Origin of the sequence: Agrobacterium sp. NPDC090283 (genome assembly GCF_044769685.1) — a bacterium.
In the GTDB taxonomy this organism is placed as follows: domain Bacteria; phylum Pseudomonadota; class Alphaproteobacteria; order Rhizobiales; family Rhizobiaceae; genus Agrobacterium.
Window position 1 is genome coordinate 40,711 of sequence record NZ_JBIVYG010000027.1, and the last position, 11,925, is coordinate 52,635.

Below are 11,925 nucleotides of genomic sequence, written 5' to 3' on the forward strand. Positions count from 1 at the left end.
GTTAGAGAGAGTGGCTTGCGTCAAACAGACCATGAGCGCCGCAACGATTGCGTGGCGTGATCGCTCTGGAGATATGCAGCTACTCGTGCAAAGCGACCGAACTAAAGCGAAAGCTGAAACCTCCAAGAAATCAGTATTCGGAAATATTTTGCGTATTAAGGGGTTCTCCGCAGCATTAAAACTGGTTTTAAAAAATGGAGTAATACAACGAAAATTATAGCTTTTGCCTTTCTTCCTTAGCTCTGACGTCTGCCGTTGTATTTGCTTAGAGCGAAACCCCGAAACGTAGATAACCGGGAGCGAGCGTCGGTCCGGGCATTGGCCCGCCCAGCAATTCATCAAGGTGCAGAGAAATACATGCGCTGATGAGTCTTCAAGTTTCCTTTCTTGTAGTAGTCGCGCCACCAAAGGTCCTTGATGTCGAGATATGGCAGGTCAGCGTTCGTCTTGTATCTGGTTTCCGCCCATTCGCGGAACACATAGTGGCGATAGAGCCGCATGAATTCCGTCAGGTACACATCCGCCACGCGTGTATCACCTCGAATGACAAGCATGTTTTCGTCATGCTCGAATGTCGAATCGTTCGAGAAATTCGCTGAACCGGTCGCTACCCATGGGTCGTTTGACAAGGGATCCGCTAGGAGAAACTTCGTGTGAAGGTACCGAACATGCGTGCTCAGAGGATTGAGTTTCTCTCTGAGCCAGTGGTCAAAGGCATTCATGTCGAGGAGAGTGGCGACAACGATTTTGTTAGATGGGTTGGCCCTGAGCTGGCGCACGAGCTTGCGCCGTTTTTCGACCACTTCTGCGGCTCCGCTGCCATAGGAGTCAAGCAACACGTATCTAACTGCAATCGACTGCGTCTGGAGAACGGGAACGAAGGCGGCGGGAAGACCGAAAGCTCCGGTGAGGAATGAGGCCTTGGACACTTTCGCCATAAGCTCGACATACCATTCGAGCGAAGTCGGTGTATCCTTTGTGCGAGGGCTGAACAAGTATGTCTTTACGCTGGACGTTACATCCTTTACTGGCGAATTCTTCATGACCCATTTCCTCAGGTCCGAGCTTTTTGGGTCCTTCGCGAGCTCTGTCCAGTAGGCGAGATAGGCCGCTGCCACGTCGGGTTCATGTACGGAATGTCCGACATTGAGGTGGCCGAAAATGGCGCTTTCGGTAATGTTGGTGGAGCCAGTCCAGACCTCGCTGGCATCCAGCGAATTTGAGGTTTTTCTGCCGAAGACGATGAACTTGTTATGAGCAATCGCGCTCTTGTTCTCCCGACGGGGCACGCAGAATTGGTCGAGTATTCCCGCTTCCGCGAGGCTTTTTTCATTCGGATCTTTCGGCGACCACGCTCCCGTCCAAGCTCCACCGCGATCGAGAACCTTCGCGTTCTCACGACCATCATAGACAATTCGAACATCTGCACCTCGCTTCGCCGCCGCCTTGAAAGCCTCGAACACCTTCGGCTCGCGAGTCTCATAAAGAGCGGCCCTTAGGAAATCCCCTTGTCCGGCACGATTGATGAAAGCTAGCAACGCTTCGTTTAATCCACGGGATAACCACTGCCATGCTGGCTCGCCTACGATCCGCGGATCCTGGTTATTAAACTCCTCGGCATATTTCTGGGAGGAGACTGCACCACGATTGAACCAAATCCGGTGAATCCCTTCGTCCTGCCGTTCGGTTCGAATCCTGACCTCGACGGTGCGGCCGAGATCGCTTTTCAATGGATCACCTCGCACTTCACTGATCCTGTAGGTGTATTCATGGTTGGGTTTGGCAGTGAAGTCCTGCCAGAGAAACGACTGTATCGGGTGGAATCTGGTTGAGACCTCGCGTCCCACCAGGCGCTTTTCATCCGCCCATTTGAATCGTTTCTGGCCATCCAGCCAATAGGCCTCGTCCTCGGTGTGATCCGTCCGATGGATCGCGAAACCGAGCAGCCCCTTGCAATGCTCTTCAATCAAGTCGATGCCGAAGATAACTGAATGTGTGCCAGCAATTACCTGCAGCGACAGGCCGTCAGACTTGTCCGAACCCCTCATGCGAAATTCCTCCGACACCTCCCGCGAAAGTTGTTCTACATTCTCGTCACAGTCAAGCGGCAGGACGTGAGATGATGCGTTTTCACGCGTCGGACACTTGCCGAGCGGCACAGGCCAGCGATCGTAGATGGTGACGACCAGGGAAAACTTCCGTTTGCAACGGTTCACTTGGTTGCGCGGCATTGAAAGCATTTACGGCTAGTCACACCAAAGGACTCGACCCTCACGAATCCAGAAGTGGAACCTACATCCCGATTTCCGCCAAACTGACGGATGGAGCGACGGACGTCCAGCCTTGTCGATGCTGATGTCCCAGCGCGGGCTTGCCTCCTTCAAGATCATGAGTTCGATCGTGTCGCCACATCCGCAGGGGCATCGCATGCCGACGCTCCAGTCGTCGCCATCATCTCGCGTCAAGACCAGGTCGCGGGCGGGCAATTCGAACGGAAGCGTATCGCCCTCCACGATCTGCAGATGGCGGGCAGGGCCATACTTGCCCCACAGGTGTCGGAACCAGCGAGTGATCTTCATGCGGCAACCTTTCTTGGCTTGCGAAACAGCGGCAGCCCCAGCAGCGGCTCGGCAGATCCTTGGCCAAGCGGCGCGTTCTCCGTCCGGTCGAAGTCGTCCTCGGGCCAGTTGGTGGCACGTATATTCAGACGGACTACTAACGCAAGCACGGTCATTCGTCAGGGCCGCATGCACGAGCGTTCGCGTCGGAGCGGAGCGCGGTACGCGAGACGAGTAGGCTGAGCCGATCAACTGGCTCGGAAAGCCGCCTTGCTCGCCAGCCAAACGAAAGGCGGGGTAAAACTCCTACCAGAAATATTTGGAGAACGACGTGCATCAATAATTTCGAAAGCTGGATCTTTTAATTAGTGGTTGTAAAGGGCTGGCTTCATATCCATCCTTGTCATCAACTCAAGTATCGCTGGAAATTGTCATGTGGCGCCCGGATTGCTCGCTCGACCAATATTTCACGCTGGGAGCTGTTAGCGACCACCTCATGGGTCTGTTCGATAGCGCCGGCGCGATGAATATACTTGATCTGGGATCAGGCGGAGGCTCGCTGTCAGCAGCGGCCGTCAGGCGCTGGTCGGAAGCATCGATCACCACAGTCGACATTGATTATCGCGTTTCGGGCTTCCTCCGCGAGACGCTTCAGAACAGGACATGTACGCGACACGTTCATCATGTTGCCGATGCCCTCGACGTCGATCTTCCTTCCAGGATGAACGGGGAGGAGTTCGAGCTAGCGATCTGCAACCCGCCATATCGGCGAATTCAGTGGCGCGAAGGATTCGCTCGTATCCTTTCCGAAGCAGGACTGGATGACCTTCACGCTATTCCGAAGGACTCGCTCTCTTCAGAAGTACTTTTCCTTGCTCAGATCCTGCGGCTTGCCCGGCCCGGCGCAGAGATCGGCGTGATCGTTCCGGATGGTTTTGTCTCAGGTCTGCGGACGCGTCCGATCCGGGAGGCCCTGATGCGGCGGACAGATATCAGACGTGTCGTGGAGCTGCCAAGAGGATCATTCCGGGGGACTGAAGCTAAGGCTCACGTCCTGGTTCTGAGGAATTCGAGGCCGTCGGGCATGCCGATATCGGTCGGCACCTTGACAGCAGAAGGCGCGGTCCGGTCTTTTTGTGTCAGCGTCGACCAAGCCGCAATCCGACTCGACTGGGCGCACTACTCGGACGTTCCAGGGGGAGGCCACATCAAATTGGGAGATCTCGGCGCGGAGATTGCTCGCGGTACCATTTCTTCCGTCGGGATTCGGGGTGCACGGCATGCCGTCTTCCACACCTCGGATTTTCCGGCGCAACGGACCACGATCGAACTACCCGGAGATGCAGGCGACGTCCCGCAAGGGCTCGTTTCAGCGGCAGCCGGCGACATCCTTCTTGCCCGCGTGGACCGCAGACTCGAGACAAAGGTCTGTCTGGTCTCGTCCGGCGCGGCAGCGCTGAGCGACTGCGTGTTCAGGATTCGTGTTGGTGAGCAGGACCGCGATGCCGTGTTCATGTTCCTGAAATCCGAAGCCGGACGCGAGGCGCTAGTGCGAACCTCGCGCGGCGTGGGGGCAAGAATGATTTCCAAGACTGCGCTACTCGGGATGGAGATGAATTTGAATGGCTAAACAGCCCAAGGATGTCGGCGACATCCCTTTTGAGGACGACTTCGAAGAGCGTGCTGATCACGTCGAAGAGGACGTTATCAGGGACGGTACGGCGACCAGCGACCATTTCGATGAAGTCGTGCGTGACCTGCTTGGACGAGGTCTGGTACTGCTAGTTGGACCGCGCGGATGCGGTAAGACGCATCTCATGCGCTACGCCTGGCTTCAGGCGCTGGGAGATGCCGGCAGGCCGTTCTGCGTCTACACGACCCTCAATCGTTATCTCAGCCTGGAGCCGTTGTCGACCTCCCGGCGTGACGTGAACGCCCTGTTTCACTCCTGGGTTCTCGCGCGAATCCTAGAGGCGGCAGCAGAAACGCTCTCCCGGATTACGGGGCAAAGCTTCGAACTGGCGGCCGCCCTTGATCTGGACAAGGTTGATCTCAAGAAGCTCCTGACTACCCTCGAGCGGAATTTCGAGCTAGACGAAGCTGACGAGCAACTCCACAGAGCGCTGTCCCTCGAGGCCGTTCAACGCATACTGCGAGACATGGCCGAGGCGGCTGGTCGCAAGCGGATCGTCCTGCTTCTCGATGACGCGGCCCTAACGCTCTCCCCGGCATTCCTCACCGAATTCCTCGATCTCCTACGTGTCGTCAAGGCGAACGACATCTCTCCGAAGTGCGCGGTCTATCCAGGCACTACCGTGTATGGAAGCCGCTTCCACGCCGACCATGAGGGCAAGTTTGTTTCCGCGTGGATTTCCGCATACAGCTCGAACTATCGGGTGATGATGCAGACGATTGCGGAGCGGCGCTATCCGGAGGGGCTGCAGGGAATATCACCCGACGCAAACGCGCTACTGCAATACGCCGCCTTCGGCGTCCCGCGGGCCTATCTCACGCTTCTACGCAGCGTCCGGAGCGACACGGCGGTCACGCAGGCGGTGCTGACCCGCGTGGTGCGCTCTCATCACGACAACCGCATTTCCGAGTTCCGGTCGCTTGGCGACAAGGTGGTCGAACTACGCACGCTGGTAAAGGCTGGCGAGACCTTCTTCCACAAGGCGGTCGAAGGCATCAGGGACTGGAACGACGAGAACTCGGCCGGATCAACGAAGCAGACGATCATCGGCATCAACGACGAGGAACTCAGCCCCCTCAGCGAGCGCATGATAGACCTGCTTACCGAAGCAGGCCTTCTATACCCGATGGCAGAGGTCTCCCACGGCAGGGGACGGCGATACAAACGGTTCGAGCCTCATCTGGCCTCCCTGATTGCTGAACGTGCTTTCTCTGGCTCGCATCGCGGAAACTCGGCGAGCCAAGTGGTGGAGTTCATCGAGCGACCCTCTCATAAGCATCCGCTCCGGCGCAGCCCGAAAACCATACTCGGTAAGGATGGGTTCGCCGATCTAAAGCTTGATCTTCCGCCCTGCCAGAACTGCCTGACACCGCGCGACAACGAACGGCAGCGCTTCTGCCATCAATGCGGCAACCGTCTGGTGGAGGAACTGACCTACAACAGGATCATGTCGCTCGACATCGCCAGCGTTCCATCACTGTCGTACTTCCAGAAATCCACCCTTCGCGGCAGCAACCTTAAGACGGTCGGAGATCTTCGTGCGCTGCGGGATCCGGGAAGCGAACTGCGGAAGCTGCCGCGTATCGGCCAGTCGTATTCCAACAAGATTCTCGTGCGGATCGAGGCATTCGTGGACGAGATGATATCATGAGCGAGCAGGCACATCTGGCAATCGTCGTGCTCATTCCACCTGAGCCGGACAAGGAGCGGGTGGTCACGAAGAACCTATTCCGACAGCCGAGCAGCCAAGGCAGCCCGATCGACAACTTCATCGCCCACACCAATGCGATCAACAAGCTGCTCGCGCAGATCAACGGCGAGCCGGAGCCGGAAGTGTGCTCGGTGGTACTGCTCGGTTACCTCTCGGCAGTCGAAACTTATTTCAGGACGTTGCTCAGCCGCCTCGCGCATGCTGATCCGGTCACAGGAAACAAGCTGGGCGACAGACAGATCACCTACGCCGTCGCAATGTCACGTCCACGCGAGAGCTTGGCTGAAGCTCTCTACGAGGACTCTTTCGCTTCCGCGAAAGAACTCACGAAGAGGCTCAACGAGATCGGCTTCAAGCTCCCGTCCTCGATGGACGACGACCTCAAAGAGTATGACAACATATGCCACCTCCGACATTGCTGCGTGCATCGCTTCGGCTCGTTAGGAACGAAGAACGCGTACGAGCTTGGCATCGACGACCACCGGGGACTCATCGGCCACATCTTCTCGACCAGCCTCGCAGATCTCAACGGCATAGCCGACGCCCTCCAACAGTTCGTGAAGCAGTGCAACAACCATCTCTACAAGTTCGTGGTTGATCGCACGGTAGACGCGCAGAACCAGGGTGACACCTCATTCGATTGGGAGTGGACCTGGACTTGGGGAACGGACAAGCGGAGATACAAGCCGTATTACGATCTCTTTGCGCTTCAGACGACAAAGCCTTCCACGCTCCCGTTGAAGGAAATGTACGATGCATTCAAGGTGGCGAACTCGAGCAAGGTAGCGGCCATGGCTGCCCGCAAGGCAAAGAAGCTTGAGGACGGGGTGGCCTGACTGTCCTTCGCTCGTGAAGATGGACAGCCCGTGCGGTCTTGGGGCGTCGAGAAAGGCATGACTGGCGTTTTCCATCAGATGCCAACGGTCGGCGACCTGCTCGGCGTGTGGCAGGGCTCGTGTGACGGCCTGCGCAAGTCCACCAGATCTCGTGCGACGATCTCGATCTGGGACTTATCAGCTAGGCCTCGGCGGTCGCCTGGTCCCTATCGGGCAACAATGCGATTGCCCTTCGGCGTTCAAGATCGCAAATGATGGTGCTGTATCGATTTTGATTGCGTCGCCATAGCTGAGAATGGCGCGTTCCAGCGCGTTCACCAGCTCCTGAATCTCGGCCGGTACCCTTGCAATCTTCCGGCATTATGGAGCAGTTGCCGGCACTTGCTCCATAATGCCGCTATCTTCTGCAGCCTTTCGGCCAAGGCAGCCCGCTTCTGCTTCAACTCCGCTACACTCATCCGAGGCTACCTTTTCACCGGAACCAGGGTAGTCTGGTTGCTTTTGCTACCTAATGCCGGTTAAGTCTCATATGAACGATGACCGCACCTTTTGGTTGTGGTTCATTCGGGATCGGCGGGTTGTCTTTTTCTTGCTGACGTTGTTTTTTAAAATATATTCCTTCTCATTAGGGTTGAGAATTTTTTTGTTTCCTATAATCAAATATCGACTTGATCAGCAAACGGATTGGGAACAAAGGGAAGATATTTAGACCACAGTGTCTTGCATCTGTTTGAGGCAAAAGATGCGCATTTCTTATTCTTCGGTTTTTATCCTTTTTATCCTTTTTATCCTTTCTATCCTTTTGGGCTACTCGACTGCGGAAGCCCAGAATGCCGGAGCGCACGGTGAAGCGACTAACCTACCTCAGTCTTTCAAAGAGTTGCAGGAAGAGGGAAGTTGCCAAGGATTCGATTTTTCCGGAAAAGTTGTGGACGGCTATTTAGTCCAACATGGGGGAGGAAAGATAAAAGTCCGAATACCGGTTGACTATTTGTTGTTTCCTGAGACCGGCATCACGTTCACTGAAAAGAGTGACGGCATGGCAAACTTCAACTTTCATCGTGACACACTCAAACCCTACCCACGTCGGGAAATGCAAGGGAAGATTGTAGCCGGTGAGGAGGAGTGGATTAGCTTCCTGGTTACGGATTTCATCGAAATGAAATCGCTGGCCAAGCTCTACGCGAACCTGCTTTCAGGAAGAAAAACTAAATCGAACGAGCCGCCATTTCCGGAAAAGCAAGTTTCCGCCAACCTCTTTCAGGTTCAACTTCCCTTACGGGTGCAGCCCGATTGGGAGAAAAAAAACCTGTATTTTGGCCGTGACGGCGCGGCAATGACGGATGTAATTTCCTGTAATGTTCCTCAACCCAATCAGTATCCCCACTGTGAGCATCTTTCCCGCCTCGGTGGCTATGACGTCAAAGTCCTTTACCCTCTTGATCAATTCACGAATTGGAAGGTGATCAAGAAAAATATCCAAAATCTCTTGGAATGTATGACTGACTAATTTCTCAAATGGGGGCATGAAATGAGTGTTGGGCTTTCTGGCGAACAGCTTGCAAAACTTGAAAAAGCTGTGACTGCGGGGGACCGTATCGCCTATTATTCTCTACTAGCTGAGTTTGGCGACATTTACGGGAAGCTGGCACTGGCGGTCGTCAATAACGATTCGGGTGGAGGCGCTTCGGCCAATTATTTCATAACCGCACAGGCGCAACTCGACGGAAATCCGCTGACTAGCGGCGAACTGGCGACCATCAGCATGCAGCTTATGCAAGCCGACTTTGCTGCCCGCTCGGCGGCTAACGGAGCTGAACTGGGGTATGCGCAAATTCAATCATACCACCAGCAGGTTTTCCAGATGAACGGCCTGACCGCGAGTGCCTGGACTGCGAACTTTCCTCTCAATTACCTGGGGACGGTCGAAGAAAAACAACAGCTCTGGACAACACTGATCAATTCAGGTTCGTTTGGCTCTGCGACGGCAATATTGACTGCCCTAGCAGATGGATGGCTCGACAAAGATCCGGATGTCGTTGCGTATTTTGGAAAACTGGCGGTAGCTGGCGCGCGGGGATTGAGCGCGTCCTCCAATGAGTTCGGTGATTATTCTGTTTCCATTGCTAGTGGTGGGCAGGCGATTGGTGGCACGCAGGACAGCGATACGAAGTCCGGCACACTCTATGCTGACGTGTTGATGGGCTTTGATGGTGCGGACACGCTCACCGGTGGTAGCGGTTCGGACCGGCTATACGGTGGGGCAGGCAACGACGCCATCGCCGCGGGAAGCCTATCTTCGGGATTTGATCCCTTCTCTGTCAACTATGATGTGATAAAAAAGGAGTCTCACAGCGAATGGGATGATGGTGAGCAGGACATTCTTGTCGGTGGTGCCGGTAATGACATTTACATAGTAGGTGGAGGTGTCAACATTCCCAATGTGTCGCTGACATCGCAACAGGTGCAGGACCGAGCAAAACTGGATCTGATCGATGGGGCAGACCACGATTTTACGGTTTATGCGCAATGGGTGAAAGAGGTCACGGGTCCTGGCCAAACGAAATTTATGATAAGCGCGAAACTGACAAGCGGTGATCTTGCTGCGGCAACGAATTCCGATGGTCGCCTTTCGTTCGACACGGCGCTTTCTACAGTTTATTTCCCTGAGGATAAGGATGAGTACAGTTCCACCCTCTATGGTCAGAAGGTCTATGATGCAGTTTCGAAGGAAGCGATCCTGTATGTCCATTCCATGTTCACTTCATCGACCAATGTATTTCTTTTCGGCATTAAAAACTACGTGACTTTTAATCCGACCTCGGATTCTGGCGGTTGGTGGATTGAAGGGAATGATGACGACAACCCTGATCTCGAAGGAACAAACGGCGACGATGATGTCTTCGGTCGGGGCGGGGATGACGCGATCGACGCCGCTACAAATGGTGGAGGTTCCGACCGCTACGATGGTGGCGATGGGAAAGACACGATCAGTTATGCTGCCTCGACACAAAACCTGACAATTTCGTACGATGATCTTTGGGGAGAATTCTCTGTGAGTGGTTCTGATGGAGAGTCAGACACTTTTACAAATATCGAGCGTATTGTGGGTGGAAAAGGTAACGACACGATTTCGGGCTCGGCCAGTGACGAAACCCTCGCAGGGGGAGGTGGAAATGATACAATCGACGGTGGCGGCGGGATCAATACGATCGATTTTTCTCTTCATACCTCGTCGGTAACAGTGCAGTTCACATCGACGGGCTCAGGAACGGCAACGGGTTCGCAGAGTGGGCAGGATACCTTCCTTCATATCCAGAATATTGTCGGTAGCCAAGGAAACGACACCATTACGGGTGATGCGGCTGATAACGTCATCGACGGTCAAAATGGCAGTGATCAGATTGACGGCGGCGGTGGCTTTGACACCGTATCTTACTTCGACTCGATTGCCGCTTACACGTTTATTTCGGCTTCAAATGGTTATCTGCAAGTCTGGAATTACGCCTACACCGACATCATCGTAAACGTTGAAGCTTTTTCCTTTGCAGGGGTGGATTTCCTATACTCGGCTATTGCCGGGGCGGTCACCGCGGCGACATATGGAACGAATGGTGCTGACACTCTGACCGGCTCTGGTGCTGATGACGCCATTTTCGGTGGAAGCGGTAACGATACAATTTCGGGTCTGGCAGGGGACGACCTTATTTACGGGGACGGAGGGGATGATGTCATTTTCGCTGGCGATGGCACCAACAACGTAAATGGCGGTGATGGTACGGATACCGTGATAATTAGCGGCGCACGGTCTGAGTTTACCATCGCCGTCCAAAACGACAACTCGATCCTCGTGACGGGATCGGGAGTTACAAATAGGATTGCCGGCGTTGAGTGGATCACATTTGACGCGCCGGAAGCCCAAGAGGACGTAAGTCTTGACGTCGCTCACTACATAGCGGCTAACTCCTCAACAACGACGACAGGCTCAAATGCCAATGACACTCTGACGGGAACTGCGGGGCAGGATACGATCCGTGGACTTGGCGGCGATGACACGATTTATGGTCTCGATGGTGATGATACAATCGATGCAGGCGATGGTAACGATATCATTTTCGCGGGGCGCGGCACCAACAGGATCGAAGGCGGTGCAGGATCGGATACCGTGGTTATCGACGGCGCTTTCGCTGATTTCGTTCTCAACGTTAGAGATGACAACTCCGTCGTTATCAGTGGGCCGGGCGTCTTGAATATTGTCACAGGCGTGGAAACGATCGTCTTTGATGCACCTGCGGGCCAGAGCGACACGTCACTGAGCGTGAGCGACCTTCTTGAGGCAAACTCTTCGACCACACTTGATGGAACCGTGAATGCGGACAGTCTCATAGGGACTGCAGGGCAGGATACGATTTCTGGTCTTGACGGCAACGACACAATCCGTGGCCTGGGTGGCGATGATGTTATAGACGCCGGTGCTGGGGACGACGTGATTTTTGCTGGGAGTGGAACGAATATCATTGATGGCGGAGACGGTTCTGACACCGTCATTATTGAAGGCAACCGCGAAAACTTCATGTTACAACTGGTCAGCAATTCTGAAATCGCTGTTATTGGGCCAAATATCATGAATGTCATTCGGAATGCCGAATGGATTGTGTTTGATGCGCCCGGAAGCGAACCGGATGTGACCGTTGATGTTGCCCAGTTCATACTAGACGGTTCCGCTCAGACGATTGAGGGAACGGCTGGAGCCGATACGTTAAACGGTACTTCAGGGGCGGATACGATCTATGGACTTGGCGGGAATGATGTCCTCTTTGGTCATGCGGGAAATGACAGCATTTTCGGCGGCGACGGTGACGACACCTACACTTACGCACAAGGCGACGGCAACGACATCATTGTTGAGAATTCTTCTGAAGGAAATGCGGATAGCCTGACGGTTTCGGGCCTAAATTTTGATGACGTTGGATTCACTCATCAGGGTGAAGATTTGCTCATCACTGTTCCGGAATCGGCGACGGGCGCCGGAGATGGTGGATCTATTCTCGTGAAGAATACGCTGATCGATGATGACGCAGGCGTGGAGAGCTTCGTATTTACGGACTGGACCTATAGCAAGACGGA

General features: G+C 54.5%; 6 protein-coding genes and 2 pseudogenes. 5 read left to right on the forward strand and 3 right to left on the reverse strand.

All coding sequences use genetic code 11. The features are described from left to right. Positions 1 to 338 precede the first annotated feature (338 nt). Positions 339 to 2,231 carry a phospholipase D-like domain-containing protein gene (locus ACIQUH_RS26080; protein ID WP_400820696.1) on the reverse strand — a complete coding sequence of 631 codons (1,893 nt, stop codon included), beginning with the start codon at positions 2,229 to 2,231 and terminating at the stop codon, positions 339 to 341. Positions 2,232 to 2,246: 15 nt separating this feature from the next. Continuing rightward, positions 2,247 to 2,579: a DUF6527 family protein gene (locus tag ACIQUH_RS26085; RefSeq protein WP_400820699.1), complete on the reverse strand. Its 333-nt coding sequence runs from the start codon at positions 2,577 to 2,579 to the stop codon at positions 2,247 to 2,249. 412 nt (positions 2,580 to 2,991) lie between these two features. Here ACIQUH_RS26085 and ACIQUH_RS26090 point away from each other — a divergent pair, with 412 nt between their 5' ends. The 3 genes from ACIQUH_RS26090 to ACIQUH_RS26100 are packed head-to-tail and all read left to right on the forward strand — an operon-like array spanning position 2,992 to position 6,798. Continuing rightward, positions 2,992 to 4,188 carry an N-6 DNA methylase gene (locus ACIQUH_RS26090; RefSeq protein WP_400820702.1) on the forward strand — a complete coding sequence of 399 codons (1,197 nt, stop codon included), beginning with the start codon at positions 2,992 to 2,994 and terminating at the stop codon, positions 4,186 to 4,188. After that, a complete protein-coding gene (locus tag ACIQUH_RS26095; protein WP_400820704.1) occupies positions 4,181 to 5,902 on the forward strand; it encodes a hypothetical protein in 1,722 nt (573 codons plus the stop codon). Before ACIQUH_RS26090 ends, ACIQUH_RS26095 begins: the two co-directional genes overlap by 8 nt. Further along, the gene (locus ACIQUH_RS26100) at positions 5,899 to 6,798 is read left to right on the forward strand and encodes a hypothetical protein (RefSeq protein WP_400820706.1); all 900 of its coding nucleotides are present in this window, start codon (positions 5,899 to 5,901) and stop codon (positions 6,796 to 6,798) included. The genes ACIQUH_RS26095 and ACIQUH_RS26100 overlap by 4 nt, the downstream gene beginning before the upstream one ends. Positions 6,799 to 6,834: 36 nt before the next feature. Here ACIQUH_RS26100 and ACIQUH_RS26105 read toward each other — a convergent pair. Next, a pseudogene (locus tag ACIQUH_RS26105) lies at positions 6,835 to 7,084 on the reverse strand (transposase); the annotation flags it as partial. A gap of 456 nt (positions 7,085 to 7,540) precedes the next feature. Here ACIQUH_RS26105 and ACIQUH_RS26110 point away from each other — a divergent pair. Both ACIQUH_RS26110 and ACIQUH_RS26115 read left to right on the forward strand, forming a co-directional pair. Continuing rightward, entirely contained in the window at positions 7,541 to 8,308 is a 768-nt protein-coding gene (locus ACIQUH_RS26110; RefSeq protein ID WP_400820708.1) for a hypothetical protein, read from the forward strand. Between the two features lie 21 nt (positions 8,309 to 8,329). Beyond that, positions 8,330 to 11,925: pseudogene (locus ACIQUH_RS26115) on the forward strand (hypothetical protein); the annotation flags it as partial.